Below are 19,939 nucleotides of genomic sequence, written 5' to 3' on the forward strand. Positions count from 1 at the left end.
CTGCCTTCTTGATGCCTGATGGTGTTTACTTCTTCATCATGTCGAAGAATTCGGCATTGGTCTTGGTGGCGCGCATTTTGTCCAGGATGAACTCCATCGACTGGACCTCGTCCATATCGTGGATGAACTTGCGCAGTACCCAGACCTTTTGCAGCAGATCAGGCTTGATCAGCAGCTCTTCGCGGCGGGTACCGGACTTGTTCAGGTTGATCGCTGGATAAACGCGTTTTTCGGCCAGACGACGTTCCAGGTGGACTTCGGAGTTGCCCGTGCCCTTGAACTCTTCGTAGATGACTTCGTCCATGCGGCTGCCGGTCTCGATCAGCGCGGTGCCCAGGATGGTCAGCGAGCCGCCTTCTTCGAGGTTACGCGCGGCGCCGAAGAATCGTTTCGGGCGCTGCAGGGCATTGGCATCGACACCACCCGTCAGGACCTTGCCAGAGGCCGGTACGACGGTGTTGTAAGCGCGAGCCAGACGCGTGATGGAGTCCAGCAGGATCACCACGTCTTTCTTCATTTCGACCAGACGCTTGGCCTTTTCGATGACCATTTCGGCCACCTGCACGTGACGCGTCGCGGGCTCGTCGAAGGTCGATGCCACGACTTCGCCGCGCACGGTGCGCTGCATTTCCGTGACCTCTTCGGGCCGCTCGTCAACGAGCAGTACGATCATGACAGCGTCGGGATAGTTGGTGGTGATGGCGTGCGCAATGTGCTGCATCATCACCGTCTTGCCCGATTTGGGGCTCGCGACGATCAGGCCGCGTTGGCCCATGCCGATCGGCGCAAAGATATCCATGATCCGACCAGTCAGGTTTTCTTCGCTCTTGATGTCGCGTTCCAGACGCATTGGCTGATTGGGATGCAGCGGCGTCAGGTTCTCGAACATGATGCGATGCTTGATCGACTCGGGGGGAACGCCGTTGACCTTGTCGACCTTGACCAGCGCAAAGTAACGCTCGCCGTCTTTTGGCGTGCGGACTTCGCCTTCGATGGAGTCGCCTGTGTGCAGGTTGAAACGGCGAATCTGCGACGGCGAGATGTAAATGTCGTCGGTACTCGCCAAGTATGAGGTCTCGGGTGAGCGCAGAAAGCCGAACCCATCAGGCAAGACTTCGAGGACGCCATCACCAAAAATCTGCTCGCCCTGTTTGGCGCGCCGTTTCATGATGGCAAACATCAGCTCTTGCTTGCGCAAGCGGTTGGCGTTTTCGATTTCCAGGCCTGCGGCCATTTCCAGCAGCTGCGAAACGTGCAGCGCCTTCAGTTCATTAAGGTGCATCGCGGTGAAAGGGGGATATTAGAGAAGAGTAGTGGCGGCGGGCCACGGACGGGCCCGCGCGGTAGTCATGTCCGGGCATCGGTCAAGCCGATGCGTGTTCGTAGCATGTAGTGTATTACAACTCGCCATCAAGGAAAGCGGTAAGTTGTGATTTCGACAGCGCACCGACCTTGGTGGCGGCGGCTTGGCCGTCCTTGAACAACATCAGCGTGGGAATACCGCGGATGCCGTACTTGGTGGCTGTGTCCTGGTTTTCGTCGACATTGAGCTTGGCGACGGTCAGGCGTCCCGCGTACTCGGTGGCGACCTCTTCCAGCAGGGGGGCAATCATCTTGCAGGGGCCACACCAGGCCGCCCAATAGTCGACCAGCACCGGCTGGCCGGATTTGATGACATCGGCGTCGAAGCTGGCGTCGCTGACGTTTTTGATTTGCTCGCTCATGGTGATTCTCTGTTCCGGGGCTGTGGACGCGTGGGCGTCTTTGCCGTTTTGTTCTACTAGAAGGGAGGTGATGCGCTAAGCATACCACTGTTAATAACAACAGGGTTTGCCGGTTTTGTGTAGCATGTTGCATCGCGATTGATGGAATGGTGGGGCACACCTTGTGCTGTCCGCTGATTCCCCAACCGCCAAACGCTTATCCTACCGAATTCGGAGCTGGTCAGGTCGTGCGCATCCTACCTAAAGCCGCGCAGAATCTAGACTAATCCGTAAAATGTCGGTTTTTTTCCACAGATCTTGGGGATAACTTGGCTACACCACGTTACACCGAAGCCTCCATCCGAGTCCTGAAGGGACTGGAGCCGGTGCGCCAGCGTCCGGGTATGTATACCCGCACCGAAAATCCCCTGCACGTCGTGCAGGAGGTCATCGACAACGCCGCTGACGAGGCGCTTGCCGGCTATGGCAAGCAAATCCAGGTCACGCTGCATACCGATGGCAGCGTCTCCGTCGAGGACGACGGCCGCGGCATTCCCGTCGGGTTGCACCCCGAAGAAAACGCGCCGGTCGTCGAATTGGTCTTTACGCGCCTGCATGCCGGGGGCAAATTCGACAAGCACGGCGGGGGCGCCTACGCGTTCTCTGGCGGCCTGCACGGCGTGGGGGTATCCGTCACCAATGCGCTGTCGACGCGACTGGAAGTCGTCGTCTGGCGCGACGGCGCGACCAGTCGCCTAGTATTCCAAGGCGGTGACGTCACCGAGCCGCTGGCTCCCTATCCCGAGGGCGGCCGCAAAAAATCGGGCACCCGAGTGCGAGTCTGGCCGGACGTCAAATATTTCGACAGCCCCCAGATCCCGCTGAGTGAATTGACCCACCTGCTGCGCAGCAAGGCTGTGTTGTTGCCGGGCGTCAAAGTCACGCTTGTCAACGAAAAAACCGGCGACACCAAGACTTGGCAATATGCCGATGGCTTGCGCGGCTATCTGGCCGAGGCGTTGTCCGGCGCCGAGCTGATGGTGCCGTTCTTCGAGGGTCAGCAATATGCCGGTGCCGATCACGAGAGCTTTGCGGATGGCGAAGGCGCGCAGTGGGTGGTGGCCTGGACCGAAGACGGCAACGCCGTGCGCGAGTCCTATGTCAACCTGATCCCCACGCCCGCTGGCGGCACGCACGAGTCCGGCCTGCGCGAAGGGCTATTCGGCGCTGTCAAGGGCTTTGCGGAACTGCACAGTTTGCTGCCCAAAGGCGTCAAGCTCCTGCCCGAAGACGTCTTCTCGCGCACGAGTTTTGTGTTGTCGGCCAAGGTCCTCGACCCACAATTCCAGGGCCAAATCAAAGAACGGCTCAATAGCCGCGACGCCGTGCGGCTGGTGGGCGGCTTTGTAAAAAGCGCGCTGGATCTCTGGCTGCACAGCAATGTCGAGTACGGAAAAAAACTCGCCGAACTGGCGATTCGGCAGGCTCAGGCGCGCGCGCGTTCCGCGCAAAAAGTCGAGAAACGCAAGAGTTCTGGCGTCGCGGTGTTGCCGGGCAAGCTCACCGATTGCGAGTCGTCTGACGCCACGCGCACCGAGGTGTTCCTGGTCGAGGGTGACTCGGCTGGCGGTTCGGCCAAGATGGGGCGTGACAAAGAATTCCAGGCGATCCTGCCGCTGCGTGGCAAGGTGCTCAATTCCTGGGAAGTCGACCGCGACCGGCTCTTTGCCAACAATGAAATTCACGATATTTCCGTGGCGATCGGTGTGGATCCGCATGGTCCCAACGACACGCCGGATTTATCTGGCTTACGTTATGGCCGTATCTGCATTCTGTCTGACGCTGACGTCGACGGCTCGCACATTCAGGTGCTCTTGCTGACTTTGTTCTATCGGCATTTTCCCAGGCTGGTCGAAACCGGGCACGTCTATGTGGCCAAGCCGCCCCTGTTCCGCCTGGACGTGCCTGCCCAGGGCAAACGCCCCGCGCGCAAGATCTATTGCCTGGATTCAGGCGAACTCGAGGCGGCCCAAGACAAGCTACGCAAAGAGGGTGCGCGCGAAGGCGCCTGGAGCGTCAGCCGATTCAAGGGTCTGGGTGAAATGAACCCCGAGCAACTGTGGGAAACCACCATGAATCCCGACACGCGCCGTTTGCTGCCGGTGGGTTATGGCAGCCTGACCCCCGAGGACACCACCCGCATGTTTGACATGCTGATGGGCAAGGGCGAGTCATCGCAACGCCGCGCCTGGATCGAAGAAAAGGGCAATCTGGCCGAGCTCGATATCTGATCCTTGACTGTTCATGCCCTCACGGGGCAGTTTGACCTGCGGGTTCACGCTGCCCCTTTGCTGACCGTATTAGCTATTCCGAAGACACATGACTGATAGCAATCAACCTGGCTTGTTCGACGAAGCCGCTGGCGAGGCCGACGCGGCCATTACACTGGCCCGCTATGCTGAGCAGGCTTATCTGGACTACGCCGTTTCCGTGGTGCGTGGTCGTGCCTTGCCCGATGTGGGCGATGGCCAAAAGCCCGTGCAGCGCCGCATCCTCTACGCGATGCAGGACATGGGGTTGGGCCCTGGCGCCAAGCCCGTCAAGTCCGCCCGTGTGGTCGGCGACGTACTCGGTAAATACCACCCGCACGGCGACCAGGCGGCTTATGACGCGATGGTGCGCATGGCGCAAAATTTTTCGCTGCGCTACCCCCTGGTCGATGGTCATGGCAACTTTGGTTCGCGCGATGGAGACAACGCTGCGGCCATGCGTTACACCGAGGCGCGCCTGACGCCGTTCTCGCGTCTGCTGCTCGATGAGCTGGACGAAGGCACGGTCGATTTCGCCCCGAACTACGATGGCAGCCAGCAAGAGCCGCAAATGCTGCCGGCGCGCTTGCCCGTGATGTTGCTCAACGGCGCGTCGGGTATTGCAGTGGGTATGGCGACGGAAATTCCTTCGCATAATCTGCGCGAGGTTGCACAGGCTTGCGTGGCTCTGGTCAAGCATCCCAACCTCTCCGACAGCGATCTGTACACGATGATCCCGGGGCCAGATTTCGCAGGCGGCGGCCAGATCATCACGTCCACTGCGGATATCGCCAACGTCTATGCCACTGGACGAGGCTCGCTCAAGGCGCGCGCGCGTTGGCAGTTCGAGGAAATGGCGCGCGGGCAGTGGCAGCTAGTGGTGACTGAATTGCCGCCGGGCGCGTCTGGGCAGAAGGTCCTCGAAGAAATCGAGGACATCACCAACCCCAAGATCAAGACCGGCAAAAAAGCCCTGACGGCGGATCAGCAGCAGTCCAAGGCTGTCATGCTGAACCTCCTGGATGCGGTGCGTGACGAATCGGGCAAAGACGCCGCGGTACGTCTGGTCTTTGAGCCCAAGACGTCTCGTGTGGATCGCGATGAGTTCGTCAATACGCTGCTGGCGCAAACCAGCATGGAAAGCAGCGTGCCGGTGAACCTGGTGTGCATCGGTACAGATGGCCGGCCACGTCAAAAGGGATTGCGCGACATTCTGGTCGAATGGATCGTGTTCCGCACCGATACCGTGGTACGTCGTACGCGCTACCGCCTGGACAAGGTCACGGATCGCATTCATGTGCTCGAAGGCCGCATGGTCGTGTACCTGAATGTCGACGAGGTCATCCAGACGATCCGCGAATCCGACGAACCCAAGGCCGCATTGATGCAGCGTTTTTCGCTGTCGGAACGCCAGGCCGAGGACATTCTGGAAATGCGCTTGCGCCAATTGGCGCGTCTCGAGGGTTTCAAGATCGAGCAAGAGCTGACCGACAAGCGCGACGAGCAAGCCCGCTTGCAAGAGCTGCTTGACAACCCCACCTCGCTCAAACGTCTGCTGATCAAGGAGATCGAGGCCGACGCGAAGCAATACGGCGATGATCGACGCACTTTGATCGAATCCGCCGAGCGTGCCGTCCTGGAAACCAAAGTACTGGATGAGCCCGTCACCGTCGTTGTGTCGCAAAAGGGCTGGTTGCGCGCGCGTCAGGGGCATGGGCATGATGCCTCGCAATTTGGCTTCAAGCAGGGCGACGATATGTATGGTGCGTTCGAGTGCCGTACGACCGATACCCTGATTGCGGTGGGCGACAACGGCCGGGTGTATTCCGTGGCCGTCTCGGGTCTGCCATCTGCACGCGGCGACGGACAGCCCGTGACGACCATGATTGATCTCACGCCGGGCACGCGCATCGTGCACAGCATCGCTGCGGCGGCGGATAGCCGATGGTTGCTGGCCACACAACGCGGTTTTGGCTTTGCGACAAAACTGAGCGACATGATGTCGCGTCAGCGTGCGGGCAAGCAGTTCATCACCCTGGAACCCGGCGATGCGTTGCTGCGTCCCGTGCCGTTGTTCAGCGGCGCACGGCAATTGGCCCTGTTGTCGGCCAAAGGCAAATGTCTGGTGTTTGGCCTGGAAGAGGTCAAGTCGCTATCGGGCGGTGGTCGTGGCACTATCCTGATGGGCCTGGATGGGACGGACAAGCTCGAGCAAGCCGTGCCCATCGGAGCAGGAGGCCTACGCGCTACCGGCATTTACCGCAACAAGCCGACCGAAGATATTCTGGTGGGCTCGGCACTGGATCTGTATGTCGGCAAGCGGGCACGCAAGGGGCGCGCCCTGGATGTACGGCCCAAGCAACCGGTGCTCTCGCCCGTGCTGTAGTCGGCCGTTGCTATAAAAAGCTCCCGCGCTGCGCCTCTGAGAGCAGCCACTTCCGGAAGGCTGCAACGCCGGGGCGATGCAATGCTGTCGATGGGTAGACAAGCCAATAACTGTAATCGTTAGGCAACACGACATTGAATGGTTGTACGAGTCGCCCACACTGAAGATCATTCGCAGCGAGCGTGAGCCGTCCAAGAGCAACACCTTGCCCATCCATTGCGGCCTGCAATGCGAGACTGGCGTCGGTGAACGATACGCCAGCGTTCATTTCGGGTGCATCCATCCCGGCAAGGTTAAACCAGCGCTGCCACGCGTCGTGAGGCGTGTCATATAGCAGGCGGGCATGACCCAAGTCCGCCGGAGCGCGAATGGGCCGTGCCCCGTTAGCGAGCGTTGGACTACAGACTGGACTCAACGCTTCTCGGGCGATCAGATCAACCTTCAATCCTGTCCATTTTCCCAGCCCTGATCGAATGCCGAGATCGAAACGCTCTGTCGCAAAGTCCCATAAGTCGGCTGAACTGTCCAAACGCACATCAATCTTGGGATGCCGGGCACGAAACGACTCCAGACGAGGCACGAGCCACCGGGAAGCGAATGAGGGCAAGACCGTGATGCGCAACGGTCGATCGTCGTGCTTCATGAGGCGCAGGGTTGCTGCCGAGATTCGATCAAGTGCTTCTGCAAGCTCGGGCAGATATGCCTGTCCCTTGGCAGTCAGTGTCAATGCGTGTCCTCGACGCTCGAACAGTTTCGTGCCAAGCCAGTCTTCTAGCTGACGAATCTGATGACTGATAGCGGCCTGCGTTACACATAACTCAGCCGCTGCGCGCGTAAAGCTCAAATGCCTCGCTGCAGCCTCGAAAGCACGTAACGCACCCAAAGGCGGAAGGCGTCGCATGGAGTCCTCGATTACTTTGACTTATCGAGGGTATGAGGATAATCCGTTTGTGATAAGCCGTGAAGTCACTTGCAATACGCACTCGCCGGGAAATGCGAAATCCCGGTACTTGCTGATAGAGGCTGCGATGATTGCATGGGATATATGGATTCTGTTTTTCGGCTACACGGTTCCGATGGTGGTTAGTCCGGGGCCAGGCAACACCTTATTAGCGACCGCCGGTGGTCGCTTTGGAATAGCCGGATCGCTGCCATTCTGGATCGGCTTTGAGGTCGGCAACCTCGTACTGTGCGTTGCATATGGATTGGGCCTGGGCAGGTTGTTGCATGGCTACCCGAACATCGAGACGATAATCAAATGGGCAGGAATTGCCTATACGTTGTATCTGGCATGGGGATTTTTTCGATCGTCAGCGGGGGCTACCGATAATGGTGCACGGCGGTTGCAACACCTCGGTATCCGGGATGGATTTCTGTCCGTCGTCCTCAACCCAAAAATCCATTCGATGATCCTGGTAATGTTTTCTCAGTTCCTTAATCCAGTAAAACCGCTCGGCATGCAGGTCGCGTTGTTCACCATCGCATTTCTCGTTGTGTGCGTGGTCTGCCATTTCCCGTGGATCTACGGGGGGCAGTTAGTAATGCGCCGATTCCAGTCAACTCGTGCTGTAAAAATCCAAGGTCAAGTCTTCGGCATCTGCATGTTGCTCGTTGCAGCCTATATGGCTTTTTCCTGATTGCGAGCACGTATATGGCGCCGCCGCGGCGACAAAAAAGCCCCCACGCTGCGCCTTCGGCTTGCTGCCCCCCAAGGGGGCGTTTTTTGCCTTGGGGCGGCCCGGCGGCAATAAAAAGCCCCCACGCTGCGCCTTCGGCTTGCTGCCGCCCCAAGGGGGCGTTTTTTGCCTTGGGGCGGCCCGGCGGCAAAAAAAAGAGGGCACCGCTTTTTCGCGGTGCCCTCTTTCTTACGGGTTGCCCTATCTTGCTCAGGCAACCTCCTTCACGAACGTCGTTATGTAGATGCTTGCTGCCGTTTTTCGCGACGACCTTGGAACATCCAGATCAACGCCAGCAGCGCCAGTGCAGGGATATACACCCAGAACTCGGATAGACGATGGGGGTTGGGGATTTTGACGTTGAGTACGTCCCAACCTTGTTCCCAACCGGCCTTGCGGGCCCGGCTGCCAAACTGCACCGCACCGATCTGCACCTGATCGCCCAGCGCCGTGACCATCAGACCGGCCTCGCTGAGCCGCTTGCGGCCGGCTGCGACGCCCGTGGCGGTGTCACCCTCGGGCAGGGCTGGCAGGCCCACCGCGACCGTTTTGGTGAGTTCGTCGCCCTCAATGTTCATTCCTTGCAGTACGGCCACCAAACGACCATTCGGAGGAAGCGCGGCCGCTGTGTTCGAGATCTCCGAGGCCGGCACATTGACGTACTTGTCGGCCAGTTGATTCATGAACCAGTCCGGACGGAACAGCATGAACGTGATGAGCAACAGTACGAGCGTCTCGATCAGGGAGCAGCGCACGCGCATCCAGCGCAGAGTGGCGGCCGCGAAGGTCAGCGAGGCTAGAACGGCGCCGCCCACGACCAGGAACAGCTCCCACCAGCCATTGACGTCGATCAACAACAACATCGGGTTGAAGACGAAAATGAACGGCAGCACCGCCGTGCGCAGGGCGTAGGTCGTGCCTTGAATACCGGTCTTGATGGGGTCTTCACCTGAAATCGCCGCCGCCGCAAAGGTCGCTAGACCGACAGGCGGCGTGATATCGGCCATGATGCCGTAATAGAACACGAACATGTGCACGGCAATCAGCGGAATCACCAACCCGTTCTGGGCTCCCAACTCCACGACGACGGGTGCCATCAACGTGGCCATCAGGATGTAGTTGGCGGTGGTCGGCATACCCAGCCCAAGAACCAGGCAGACGAGGGCCGTAAAGATCAGCATCAGCAGTACATTGCCCATTGACACCAACTCGACGAACGCCGTCATGCGCAGGCCCAGGCCGGTCAAGGTGATGGCACCTACGATCAAGCCGGCGGTGCCGCAGGCGATGGCAATGCCAATCATGTTGCGGGCACCGTCTTCGAGGCCGCCGATGGCCTCGCGCCAACCGAGCCCCAGGGCAGGCTTGACATCCTGCTTGCGGAACCAGGCCATCAGCGGTCGCTGAACGATCATCTGTATCAGCATGGCCAGGGCGGCCCAGAAGGCCGACAGGCCGGCGGACAGCTCTTCGACGCTGAGGCACCACACCAGGATACCGATCGGAATCAAGAAGTACAGGCCCGCGCGGACGGTGGGCCATGGCTCCGGACGTACTGGATTGGTGACGCTGATTTCCGTCGGCAAGTCCGGGTGCTTGGCAGCTACACGCATCAGCCAGATATTCAGGATCACCAGCAACGTTAGCAGTATCCACATGGCGGCATCGCCTGCGACAGCCTTGACGCCTATGCCGATCCAATACACCAGGCCCATGACGATCAGTGTTCCGGAAATGCCCATGCCCCAGCCTGCAAGTTTTTGCAATGGAGTACGCGGCGCGCCGGCGGACATCATGGGTTGAATACCGAGCTTCAAGGCTTCCAGGTGCACGATATAGAACAACGCGATGTACGAGATCGAGGCCGGCAAAATCGCGTGGCGAATAATGTCCGTGTACGGGATACCCACGTATTCGATCATCAGGAACGCCGCTGCGCCCATGACGGGCGGCATGATCTGGCCGTTGACCGACGACGCCGTTTCGATAGCGCCCGCCCGAATGCCGCCATAGCCGGCTTTTTTCATCAGCGGGATGGTAAAGATACCACCGGTAACCACGTTGGCGACCGACGACGCGGAGACCAGGCCGTTGACCGCCGAGGACACCACGGCTACTTTTGCGGGACCGCCGCGCAAGTGGCCCAACAGCGCGAACGACACCTGCATCATGTAGTTGCCGGCGCCGCATTTGTCCAGCAGCGAGCCCAACAGCACGAAAATGAAGATATACGATACGGACACACCGAGTGCGACACCGTAGACGCCTTCGGTCGTCAGCCACATGTGCGAGGCCAGGCGTTCGATGGAGGCGCCGCGGTGGGCCAGGACATCAGGCAGCATGGGGCCCGCTAGTACGTACAGCACAAACACCGCACCCAGTACCGCCATCGGCAGACCGAGCGAGCGACGCGTGACCTCCAACAGCAAGAGCAGGCCGACGGCTGCTGTAGTGACGTCCATGGTGGTCGGTTGACCGGGACGCTGAGCGAGATCGTTGTAGAACAGGAATAGATAGGCGCCGCAGAACGCCGCAATCAGGGCAAGCACCCAGTCATACCAGGGCATCTGGTCACGCGGGGACCGCTTGCTGAACGGGTAGGCGAGATAGCCCAGAAACATGGCGATGCCCAGATGCAGGGCACGCGCTTCGGTGTCATTAAAAATGCCCCATCGAAACGTAAAGGGCAACGGCGAGGCATACCAGAGCTGGAACAGGGCCCAGACCAGTGCGCCAATCGCCAGCGTGGCGCCGGCGATCCCGCCCGCCTGGCGCCCGCCCCGGTCGACATCGGCGACCAATTGTTCCAGATCAGCTGTCGTAGAGGACGGCTCGGTCTTCATTGAGTTTTCCTAATAGATTTTGGCCAGCCGGTGAGTGCATTGCGCCATCGTGGGATGACGCAATGCACCTCCGGCACCAGGGCGTCTCAGGCCCAAGGCGCCCCCCGAGGGGCGCTCCAGGCCATACGCCACTGACTTACAGCAAGCCTTTTTCTTTGAAGTACTTTTCAGCACCCGGGTGCAGGGGGGCCGACAGGCCGTTCTTGACCATGTCTTCAGCTTTCAAGTGAGCGAAGGCGGGGTGCAGTTTTTTGAAGTCGTCGAGGTTGTCAAAGACCGCTTTGACGACGGCGTAGACCGTTTCGTCAGGCACGTCGGCCGAAGTCACGAACGTGGCCGTTACACCGTAGGTCTGGGTTTCTTTGTCGTTGTTCGGATACAGGCCGGCGGGAATGGTGGCCTTGGAGTAGTACGGATACTTTTCGACCAACTCGTCTACGGCAGGGCCGGTCAACGAGATCAACTGTGCACCGCACGTCGTAGCCGGGTCCTGAATGTTTGCCGAGGGGTGTCCGACGCCATAAAAGAAGCCGTCGATTTTGCCGTCGCACAATGCCGAGCCGTGCTCGTCGGGACGCAGTTCAGAGGCCAGCGAAAAATCGCTGAGCTTCCAGCCCATGGTGGCGAGCAGTTCCTCCATCGAGGCGCGTGTGCCCGAACCGGGGTTGCCTACGTTGAAACGCTTGCCTTTGAAGTCTTCGAACGACTTGATGTTGGCTTCTTTGCGGGCAACGACGGTGAAGGGCTCGGGATGAACCGAAAACACCGAGCGCAATTTCTTGAACTCGCCCGCATCCTTGAACTGGCCTTTGCCGTTGTAGGCGTTAAAACCAACGTCGGATTGCACCACGCCCAGGTCCAGTTCGCCGGCCTTGATAGTGTTGACGTTGAAGACCGAGCCCCCGGTGGATTCGACCGAGCAGCGCACGCCGTGCGTTTCGCGGTCTTTGTTGACCAGGCGGCAGATCGCACCACCGGCCGCATAGTAAACACCCGTGACGCCACCGGTCCCGATGCTAACGAACTTTTGCTGCGCGGCGGCGGGCAGCGGAGCCGCAAAAGCCAGGGCAACAGCCGTGCAGGCCGCGGCGAGACTCAAGGTTTTCTTTTTGTTGCCGAAAATAGGTTTTATAGTCTGACTCATACAAACTCCTTGTGAGGATGTTCCCCGTGAAAGTAACCGGCGCTTCCGGTAAAACAACGCGTCCGGGCCGGAACGCGTGACATAGTGCGCTGGGATGCCAGCGCGGCAATATTCTAATGATCGAGTTGAGCGGCGGCGGAGGCGGACCAAAACACGTTATCGGCGTGCATACGCTCTTCGATTTCGCTCAATCTATTCAGCACGGCTTCGCCGCCGCGAGCCGTCAGGCGGGCGATCAGGTGCTCGGACAGGGCCAGCAGCCCCGCCGTGGTGTGAAAGAAAGATCCCAGGCCATGCTGCGCGCTTTGACGTTTCCCCTCTTTACGGTCAGCACGGTCGAATAGTAGGACGTGCCGAGCATCTGTTGCTAGTGGTGATAGCGGCGAATCCGTCAGGGCAATAACGGCCACACCCTGTTGGGCGGCCTGTCGCGCCAGAAGTACAGTTTCCGTCGGGTAGGGCGCCTGCGAAATCGCGATTAACGCGTCACCTTCGTATAAATTGTCGGCGGCTTCGGCATGCAGGCCACCCAGGCCATGAATCAGGAGACTGTTACGCCGCACGAGTTGATAGGCATAGTGCATTTGGAACGCGATGCCAAAGGCCGAACGCGTACCGAGGAATCCGACGTGGCGAGCATTTAACAGCGTCGTGACGGTCGCCTCGAATGTCTCGGGTCTGTTCACCGACGTCACGGATTGGATGGCATGGACCTGCGAATACGTCAACGCGCTGTGACCTGGCGCGCTGGGCTGTGCCTGGGCCGCTTGCAGTTTTGCGGCGCGTTCGCGTAGCGTGCTGGGTTCGGTGCCGGCAAGCGCTTGCTGGAAGGGCACCCGAAAGGCCTCATAGCTTGTGTAGCCCGCGGCACGCGCCAAACGCAGCATCGTGGCAGGCGCGACACCCAGCGCCTGGGCCTGGCGTCGCATGGACCACAGGCTGACTTCGGCCGGATGATCGACCACCCAGTGTGCCGCGCGCCGAAGCTCGGGCGGCAATTGATCGAACAAACTCTGCAGACGTTCCAAGATCAGCGATGGTGGGGATGGCGGCGGCATAGGGGGTGGAGCGTTAAAAAAACATATGACTACCGGCGTGGACTTTAAGAAACATATGTTTTTTTAACAATTAGGGTATTCCTTACCGTTTACCAAACGTCCCTGGCGATGAGGCCAAACGCAGCTTCGTTTTCTTTGTTTGTGTATTACGGGGTGCCGGTGCACAGGAGTCCGGGCTTGAAGGGGTGTACTGGCACGGATTTGATCCGTCTCGGACTTCTGGCGTATGCGAGGCATGGCAAAGATTTCCCCCGGAGGGAAATGTAAAAGATGATATTTTTCACCATCTTCTTGAAACATAGCCTCATCTTTTCGTATTTTCTTGGAGGCTTGGGTTGACCCATGATGCTCAAGCGCATATCATCTGGGTAGAATCATTTGTACAGAAATCAATCCTACTGAACTATTTCAGTCATGAATAATGCACCGTTACCCGATCCGTCACAGCAGTACGACCTGCGCATTTTGCGTGCCCTGCGCCGCATCACGCGCTCGATCGCGCTGCATTCGCGCCAGCTGGCGGCCGTCAGCAACATCACTGCGCCGCAGTTGATGTGCCTGCGTACGGTCATTGCCAATGGCCCCATGACGGCGACCGCGATCAGCCGCGATATCCACGTCAGTCCCAGTACGGTCGTGGGCATCCTTGATCGCCTGGAAGACAAGGGCCTGGTGCGACGGGAGCGCGGCCGTGTCGATCGCCGCATTGTGTTTGTTTCGGTGACTGACGCCGGCCGCGACTTGGCCGAGCATGCTCCGTCGCCATTGCAAAAGCATCTGGCCGACGGGTTGAACGCCTTGCCCGAGATCGAGCAGGCCACGATTACTTTAGCGTTGGAGCGTATCGTGACATTGATGGAACAAGAAGGTCACGTGGTCGAGGCGCACACCGATGTCTCATCACCCATTCTCGAGGTCCCCACTGGCGGTGCGCCGCCCGAGTCGGGGTTGGTCGTATGAGGGGGCATGACCTGACCTCTACCCAGCCTTCTACGGCCGTTCAATCGGCCGCCTCGCCTGCGAGCCTGATTTTCAGGCAACCGCGTCGTATCGACGGTGCCGCACTGCATCGCCTGATTACCGAGTGCCCGCCACTCGACGTCAACTCTCTATATGCCTATCTGTTGCTGTGCGAGCACTTCAGCGCGACTTGCGTCGTCGCCGAAAGCGCCGGCGGTCGGATAGATGGGTTTATTTCCGCTTATGTGCCGCCAGCTCGGCCCGACGTGATCTTCGTCTGGCAGGTTGCCGTGCATGCCCGAGCACGCGGCCAACGGTTAGGCCGCACCATGCTTCGCGAACTCTTGCAGCGCGACGAGTTGAAGCATGTTCGTCATCTTGAAACCACGGTAGGCCCTGATAACCAGGCCTCGCGCCGCACGTTTACCGGCTTGGCCGGCGAGCTCGGCGCCCACATTTCCGAGCAGCCGTTCTTTGATCGGCAGTTATTCGGTGGTGCGGACCATGACGACGAGATGTTGTTGAAGATAGGCCCGTTTACGCAGTCCGTCCGCTAGCGGACAGGCCTGCAGCCTGTTGGAACCGGGACGTGGCGTTGCCCTGGTGTCTCTTTGGCATCGGCACCGTTACGTCTGTCAATTCACGAAATGAACGGAGGATATATTATGGACTTGAAAATCTTTGACCGAATGGAGTCGGAGGTGCGTGGCTACATTCGGTCGTTTCCGGTGATATTCAGCCAGGCGCGCGGCTCGTTGCTGATCGACGAAGACGGTGAAGAATATATCGACTTCTTCAGCGGCGCAGGCACCCTGAACTACGGCCACAATAATCCTGTATTCAAAGAAAAGCTGCTCGAATACCTGGCAGCCGATGGCGTAGTGCATGGCCTGGATATGGCCACCAGCGCCAAGAAAGAATTTCTGGAAACCGTTGATCGCGTGTTGCTCAAGCCGCGCAACTGGCAATACACCCTCCAGTTCACCGGGCCGACCGGCACGAACGCCGTCGAGGCCGCGCTGAAGATCGCGCGCCAGGTGAAAGGGCGCTCCAACATCATTTCCTTTACCCACGGATTTCACGGCGTGAGTGGGGGTTCGTTGGCGGCAACCGCCAATATGAAGTTCCGCGATGCGGCCGGCTATGCGTTGGGTAACACGACCTTCATGCCGTATGACGGTTATTTTGGTCCCGACGTGGACACGATGGCGTATCTGGAGCGCATGCTGGATGACCCCAGCAGCGGTCTGGACAAGCCCGCCGCCGTGATTGTCGAGACGGTGCAGGGCGAGGGCGGTGTCAACGTGGCAACGCTGCGTTGGCTCAAAGAGTTGGAAAAGCTGTGCCGTCGTCATGACATGCTGCTGATCGTCGATGACATCCAGGTGGGTTGCGGCCGTACGGGGAACTTCTTCAGTTTCGAGTCGGCGGGTATCCGACCCGACATCATCACGCTGTCCAAGTCCCTGTCCGGCTTTGGTCTGCCGATGTCGCTGGTTTTGATGCGTCCCGAACTGGACATCTGGAAACCCGGTGCCCACAGCGGCACGTTCCGCGGCAACAACCTGGCGTTCGTTACCGCGACCGAGGCGCTCAATACCTATTGGGCCAGCGATGCATTCGTCAGCGAAGTGCAGCGCAAAGAACGTATGGTGCGTGATTGGCTGGAAAACCTGGCCCACAGTTTCCCCAACGCCGGTCTGGCCGTGCGTGGCCGTGGCCTGATTCAGGGGCTGGTGACTACCGCTGAACCCGCGTTGGCAAATCGCATCGCGCAGCAGGCGTTCAAGCGTGGTCTCGTGATCGAAACCTCGGGTGCGCAGGACGAAGTCCTGAAGCTGTTGCCGGCTCTGACCATCGAAGACGAGTTGCTGACCCGTGGCCTGGAAACCATCGAATCCGCCCTAGCTGAAGCGCTGGGCGAGTCCGGACAATCTGCCCGTGTTTTGAAATTTGGAGGAAAACGCCGATGATCGTACGCAATGTGAAAGATGTGATCGGAACGCAGGACGAAGTCCGTACCGATACCTGGGTTAGCCGCCGAGTGCTGCTGAAAAAGGATGGCATGGGGTTTTCGTTTCACGAGACCACCATTTTTCCGGGCGGACGCACGCACATCCACTACAAGAACCATCTTGAAGCGGTCTGGTGCATCGAAGGCGACGGCTCAATCGAAACGATTGCCGACGGCAAAAAGTACGATTTGGGACCGGGCGTTGTCTACGCCCTGAACGAAAACGATGAGCACTGGCTGTGCGGCGGCAAAGAGCCGCTGCGCGTCATCTGCGTGTTCAACCCGCCGCTGACGGGTCTGGAAGTGCACGACGCCGACGGCGTCTACTCGCTGCCCGACGAAATCAAAGCGGCCTGAATACAAGGAGGTTAATGATGATCTCACCTGCCCAGGATCCGTACGCCTCGCGTACGGATCGAAGTTCCGCCATCATCGCTCGCCACGATCCCGTGGTCTATGGCGATGGTAAATATGCCGACGCACTGTCGGCCGAGCAAGTCGACAGCTACGATCGCGACGGTTTTCTGCTGTTGGAAAACGTGTTTTCCGATACGGAAGTCCAGGCGCTGATTGCCGAGGTCGACCGCATGACACGCGATCCGGCGATCGTGCGCCGCGAGGAAGCCATTACCGAACCCGGCAGCAACGCCGTGCGTTCGATCTTCCGTGTCCACGTGCTCAATGCCATGTTGGGACGTTTAACCCGTGACCCTCGACTCGCCCATGTGGCGCGTCAACTGTTGGGTTCCGAGGTGTACATCCACCAATCGCGCGCCAACATGAAGCCCGGTTTCAAAGGGAAAGAGTTCTACTGGCACTCTGATTTTGAAACGTGGCACGTCGAAGACGGTATGCCGTCCATGCGCGCACTGAGCTGCTCGGTGCTGCTGAGCGACAACAACGAATGCAACGGTCCGCTGATGCTGGTGCCGGGATCGCATCGTCAGTTTATTTCGTGCGTGGGCGAAACCCCGCGCGAGCACTACAAGCATTCGCTCAAGAAGCAAGAGTACGGCGTGCCCGATCCGGTCAGCCTGCAATTGCTGGTAGAGCAGGGTGGCATTCGCACTATGACGGGCAAAGCTGGCTCCGTGGTGTTTTTCGATTGCAACACCATGCACGGCTCAAACAGCAATATCTCGCCGTGGCCGCGTGCCAATGTGTTCATGGTCTACAACAGCATGGAAAACACGCTGAATCCGCCCAAGTACGGGCTGGATCCTCGGCCCGAGCATATTGCCACGCGTCAGGCATTCAAGGCGGTGACGCCGCTGGACGCCCTGAAACTCGTGGAGTAGCTGGCCACGGGAAGGCCATGGCAGAAATTGCCGGTGTTTCCCACTGAGGTACTGGCGTATAGGACAGCCCCCAGAGAGTCTCTCTGGGGGCTGTTTGTTTTTGAGAACGACATGGCGTTGTCGCGCTTACAAACACTGTACGTACAGCCTGTACGTATCAGTTGTACACTACGTTTTTCTTACGCTCGGCGTTTCAGGATTCCCCAGGCACGCCGACCTATGACAAAAGCGCCAGGAGACGCACCTAATGAACGCCGAAGTTTCTCGTTTCCCCATGTTCTCGATCATGCTCAAAGTGCCGGGCGGGTTGATGTTGATCCCGTTGATTCTGGGCTCGTTGATCGGCACATTCGCCCCTGACGCCCTGGCGATCGGGGGATTCACGACGGCCTTGTTCAAGAACAGTGCGTTGCCTTTGATCGCACTGTTGATTTTCGCGACCGGTACCCAGGTCAATATGCGCACGGGCGGCCCGATCTTGGCGACGGCAGGCACGATTTTGCTGATGAAAACCATCGTGCCCGCTACGTTGATCATCATTTTGGGTAGTTTTGTCGGTCTGGACGGCGTGCTGGGCGTGTCGATCCTGGCCCTGTTGGCCGCCTTTGACAATAGCAACGGCGGTCTGTGGTTGGCCTACACGGGTCAGTACGGCGATAGCCGCGATCGTGGCGCCTACGTCGCCAGCGCGGTGAACGACGGCCCGTTTTTTAGCCTGTTGTTTCTGGGCGCATCGGGCCTGGCCGACATTCCGGTGACTGCATTGATTGCCGCACTTGTGCCGTTCCTGCTGGGCGTTGTGGTCGGTAACCTGGACGTGCAATGGCGTAACGTGCTCAAGCCAGTCCCCAATATTGTGATCCCGTTTTTTGCGTTCGCATTGGGTACAGGGATCAACCTGGGCGCGGTGTTGTCGGGCGGTATGACGGGTCTGGTGCTGGGCCTGTTGATCAGCCCCGTGACGGGTTTCCTCGTGTACTTGGGCTACCGCTATATTCTGCGTCGTGGTGGCAAAAGCGGCATTGGTTTTGCCGCCGGAACTACCGCAGGCAACGCGATCGCCACCCCCGCCGTGGTGGCCGCAGCTGATCCTTCCTTGCTGCCCTACGTCGGCACGGCGACAGCGCAGGTCGCGGCTTGTGTGCTGATCAGTTCCATTCTGGCCCCGGTATTGGCGTCATACTTCCTGAAGCGTGCGGGTGAATTAAAACCGTCTGACGATGTCGTGGCGATGCTGGACGAAACCGCGCCGCCGGTTGCCGACGCAAAGGTGTAATGATGGGCCCCTTTATCGCGATTGTTGCCGATGATCTGACGGGCTCCGGCGATACGGCGGTGCAGTTTGTGCGTGCCGGCTGGACCACGCAATTGTCGGTGGGCCGGGCCAGCCAGGCATTGACCGACCCCGCTGCCAGTCGGGCAGAGGTGATCGCGGTGACAACGCACAGTCGGTCTCTGCCGGCGGCCCAGGCGGCCACTATCGTCCGCGAGGACGTGGCCGCCTTGCGCGCCGCGGGCGTACAGCGGTTGTACAAGAAAGTCGATTCGACCTTGCGCGGTGCGTTCAGGGCCGAAATTGACGCGGCACGGGCAGCATGGCGCGGTGACGCCATCGCGGTGGTCTGCCCGGCATTTCCTGATACGGGTCGTACCGTGCGCGACGGCGTGCTGTATGTGAACGACAAGCCGGTCACCGAAACTTCCGCGGCAACCGACCCGGTAACCCCCGTTACCGAGAGCCACATTCCCACCTTGCTGGGCGGCGCGCAACTCGCGTTGGTTCCCGGCGAAACCTCGCAGTCGCTGGCAGACCGGATCGTCGCGGCGGGCCATACCGTCGTCGTCGATGCCGTCACGCAACAGGACATGGATCGCTTGGCTCGGGCGATTGCCTTGATCGGCGAGCGCGCAGTGCCGGTGGGCTCGGGAGGCTTGGCTGCGCCGTTGGCCCGGTTGTGGGCGGGCGCCGAAACGCGAGGAGCCGTCCTGGTGGTGGTGACCTCCCAACACAGCGCTTCGCGTCGTCAAGTCGCTGCCTTGCAGGCGGACGGTGCACGGGTATGGTCGCCGACCTTGGCGCAACTCGCGGATGACGCGGTTTGGTCTCAGTGGTCGGCAGAAGTCTGCAAAACGGCCGCGGTTGCCGAGCCGCAGTCGACTTGGCTGTTGTTGGCGCCAGAGGGGCGGTTGGACGGTTTGAGTTCGGATGCCGTGGCGACTCGCTTGGGCACCCTGGCCGGACAATTGATCCAACAGAGCTTGGCGAGTCATGGCAGTCGCGTTGCGGCAAACCGGGCTGCAGCGACGACGCCTGCCGGGCGAGTCGCTGGTGTCGTGGCCACCGGTGGCGACGGCGCCAGTGCCGTGCTGGCTGCATTACAAGCCGGCGGCATTGCGCTCGTAGACGAAGTGACTGGGGGCGTGCCGCTAGGCACCCTGACGGGCGGGCCGGCTGCCGGGCTGCCCATTGTGACCAAGGCAGGAGGCTTTGGCACTGACGATGTATTGATTCGGGCCGCGCGTGCGGTTCGCGAAAGGAGATTCTGAT

General features: G+C 59.6%; 16 protein-coding genes. 10 read left to right on the forward strand and 6 right to left on the reverse strand.

Annotated elements, in window-relative coordinates:
• Nucleotides 1-25 precede the first annotated feature (25 nt).
• Nucleotides 26-1,282: a transcription termination factor Rho gene (gene rho / locus ACYVDM_RS09830; protein WP_415786341.1), complete on the reverse strand. Its 1,257-nt coding sequence runs from the start codon at nt 1,280-1,282 to the stop codon at nt 26-28.
• Between the two features lie 115 nt (nt 1,283-1,397).
• The gene (gene trxA / locus ACYVDM_RS09835) at nt 1,398-1,724 is read right to left on the reverse strand and encodes a thioredoxin TrxA (RefSeq protein ID WP_415786339.1); all 327 of its coding nucleotides are present in this window, start codon (nt 1,722-1,724) and stop codon (nt 1,398-1,400) included.
• 308 nt (nt 1,725-2,032) lie between these two features.
• Between trxA and parE the strand changes: the two genes are divergently transcribed.
• Entirely contained in the window at nt 2,033-3,994 is a 1,962-nt protein-coding gene (gene parE / locus ACYVDM_RS09840) for a DNA topoisomerase IV subunit B (protein WP_415786337.1), read from the forward strand.
• Nucleotides 3,995-4,082: 88 nt separating this feature from the next.
• A complete protein-coding gene (gene parC / locus ACYVDM_RS09845; protein WP_415786335.1) occupies nt 4,083-6,398 on the forward strand; it encodes a DNA topoisomerase IV subunit A in 2,316 nt (771 codons plus the stop codon).
• Between the two features lie 10 nt (nt 6,399-6,408).
• Here the strand turns inward: parC and ACYVDM_RS09850 are convergent, their stop codons facing one another.
• Complete coding sequence (locus ACYVDM_RS09850; RefSeq protein WP_415786333.1) at nt 6,409-7,299, reverse strand: transcriptional regulator GcvA; 891 nt, start codon at nt 7,297-7,299, stop codon at nt 6,409-6,411.
• On the opposite strand from ACYVDM_RS09850, the gene ACYVDM_RS09855 reads away from it, so the two are divergent.
• Entirely contained in the window at nt 7,298-8,035 is a 738-nt protein-coding gene (locus ACYVDM_RS09855) for a LysE family translocator (RefSeq protein WP_415786331.1), read from the forward strand. The genes ACYVDM_RS09850 and ACYVDM_RS09855 overlap by 2 nt on opposite strands.
• Nucleotides 8,036-8,310: 275 nt before the next feature.
• On the opposite strand, the gene ACYVDM_RS09860 is transcribed toward ACYVDM_RS09855, so the two are convergent.
• The 3 genes from ACYVDM_RS09860 to ACYVDM_RS09870 form a co-directional block, all read right to left on the reverse strand.
• Nucleotides 8,311-10,917 (reverse strand): TRAP transporter permease, encoded by a 2,607-nt coding sequence (locus ACYVDM_RS09860; protein ID WP_415786329.1) that lies wholly within the window; start codon nt 10,915-10,917, stop codon nt 8,311-8,313.
• Between the two features lie 136 nt (nt 10,918-11,053).
• Nucleotides 11,054-12,061 (reverse strand): TAXI family TRAP transporter solute-binding subunit, encoded by a 1,008-nt coding sequence (locus tag ACYVDM_RS09865; RefSeq protein WP_415786327.1) that lies wholly within the window; start codon nt 12,059-12,061, stop codon nt 11,054-11,056.
• Nucleotides 12,062-12,174: 113 nt separating this feature from the next.
• The gene (locus ACYVDM_RS09870) at nt 12,175-13,119 is read right to left on the reverse strand and encodes a MurR/RpiR family transcriptional regulator (protein WP_415786325.1); all 945 of its coding nucleotides are present in this window, start codon (nt 13,117-13,119) and stop codon (nt 12,175-12,177) included.
• A 414-nt stretch (nt 13,120-13,533) separates the two neighbouring features.
• On the opposite strand from ACYVDM_RS09870, the gene ACYVDM_RS09875 reads away from it, so the two are divergent.
• The 7 genes from ACYVDM_RS09875 to dtnK all read left to right on the forward strand — a co-directional run bounded on the left by ACYVDM_RS09875 (nt 13,534) and on the right by dtnK (nt 19,938).
• Nucleotides 13,534-14,079 (forward strand): MarR family winged helix-turn-helix transcriptional regulator, encoded by a 546-nt coding sequence (locus tag ACYVDM_RS09875; RefSeq protein ID WP_415786323.1) that lies wholly within the window; start codon nt 13,534-13,536, stop codon nt 14,077-14,079.
• On the forward strand, nt 14,076-14,636 hold the full coding sequence (gene ectA, locus ACYVDM_RS09880; RefSeq protein ID WP_415786321.1) for a diaminobutyrate acetyltransferase: 561 nt from the start codon (nt 14,076-14,078) through the stop codon (nt 14,634-14,636). The genes ACYVDM_RS09875 and ectA overlap by 4 nt, the downstream gene beginning before the upstream one ends.
• A 108-nt stretch (nt 14,637-14,744) precedes the next feature.
• Nucleotides 14,745-16,052, forward strand: a complete 1,308-nt coding sequence (ectB, locus tag ACYVDM_RS09885; RefSeq protein WP_415786319.1) for a diaminobutyrate--2-oxoglutarate transaminase — start codon at nt 14,745-14,747, stop codon at nt 16,050-16,052.
• The gene (locus ACYVDM_RS09890; protein ID WP_415786317.1) at nt 16,049-16,450 is read left to right on the forward strand and encodes an ectoine synthase; all 402 of its coding nucleotides are present in this window, start codon (nt 16,049-16,051) and stop codon (nt 16,448-16,450) included. The genes ectB and ACYVDM_RS09890 overlap by 4 nt, the downstream gene beginning before the upstream one ends.
• Before the next feature lie 17 nt (nt 16,451-16,467).
• Entirely contained in the window at nt 16,468-17,391 is a 924-nt protein-coding gene (gene thpD / locus ACYVDM_RS09895; RefSeq protein WP_415787063.1) for an ectoine hydroxylase, read from the forward strand.
• 247 nt (nt 17,392-17,638) lie between these two features.
• Nucleotides 17,639-18,667: a 2-keto-3-deoxygluconate permease gene (locus ACYVDM_RS09900; RefSeq protein ID WP_415786315.1), complete on the forward strand. Its 1,029-nt coding sequence runs from the start codon at nt 17,639-17,641 to the stop codon at nt 18,665-18,667.
• On the forward strand, nt 18,667-19,938 hold the full coding sequence (gene dtnK, locus ACYVDM_RS09905) for a D-threonate kinase (protein ID WP_415786313.1): 1,272 nt from the start codon (nt 18,667-18,669) through the stop codon (nt 19,936-19,938). Before ACYVDM_RS09900 ends, dtnK begins: the two co-directional genes overlap by 1 nt.
• Nucleotide 19,939: the final 1 nt, after the last annotated feature.

The organism is Bordetella tumulicola (assembly GCF_054779135.1).

Excerpts from the sequence above, each read along its gene's own strand:
- rho (WP_415786341.1), bottom strand. The coding sequence starts at position 1,282 with ATGCACCTTAATGAACTGAAGGCGCTGCACGTTTCGCAGCTGCTGGAA.
- trxA (WP_415786339.1), bottom strand. The coding sequence starts at position 1,724 with ATGAGCGAGCAAATCAAAAACGTCAGCGACGCCAGCTTCGACGCCGAT.
- parC (WP_415786335.1), top strand. The coding sequence starts at position 4,083 with ATGACTGATAGCAATCAACCTGGCTTGTTCGACGAAGCCGCTGGCGAG.
- ACYVDM_RS09855 (WP_415786331.1), top strand. The coding sequence starts at position 7,298 with ATGGAGTCCTCGATTACTTTGACTTATCGAGGGTATGAGGATAATCCG.
- ACYVDM_RS09850 (WP_415786333.1), bottom strand. The coding sequence starts at position 7,299 with ATGCGACGCCTTCCGCCTTTGGGTGCGTTACGTGCTTTCGAGGCTGCA.
- ACYVDM_RS09860 (WP_415786329.1), bottom strand. The coding sequence starts at position 10,917 with ATGAAGACCGAGCCGTCCTCTACGACAGCTGATCTGGAACAATTGGTC.
- ACYVDM_RS09865 (WP_415786327.1), bottom strand. The coding sequence starts at position 12,061 with ATGAGTCAGACTATAAAACCTATTTTCGGCAACAAAAAGAAAACCTTG.
- ACYVDM_RS09870 (WP_415786325.1), bottom strand. The coding sequence starts at position 13,119 with ATGCCGCCGCCATCCCCACCATCGCTGATCTTGGAACGTCTGCAGAGT.
- ACYVDM_RS09875 (WP_415786323.1), top strand. The coding sequence starts at position 13,534 with ATGAATAATGCACCGTTACCCGATCCGTCACAGCAGTACGACCTGCGC.
- ectA (WP_415786321.1), top strand. The coding sequence starts at position 14,076 with ATGAGGGGGCATGACCTGACCTCTACCCAGCCTTCTACGGCCGTTCAA.
- ectB (WP_415786319.1), top strand. The coding sequence starts at position 14,745 with ATGGACTTGAAAATCTTTGACCGAATGGAGTCGGAGGTGCGTGGCTAC.
- ACYVDM_RS09890 (WP_415786317.1), top strand. The coding sequence starts at position 16,049 with ATGATCGTACGCAATGTGAAAGATGTGATCGGAACGCAGGACGAAGTC.
- thpD (WP_415787063.1), top strand. The coding sequence starts at position 16,468 with ATGATCTCACCTGCCCAGGATCCGTACGCCTCGCGTACGGATCGAAGT.
- ACYVDM_RS09900 (WP_415786315.1), top strand. The coding sequence starts at position 17,639 with ATGAACGCCGAAGTTTCTCGTTTCCCCATGTTCTCGATCATGCTCAAA.
- dtnK (WP_415786313.1), top strand. The coding sequence starts at position 18,667 with ATGATGGGCCCCTTTATCGCGATTGTTGCCGATGATCTGACGGGCTCC.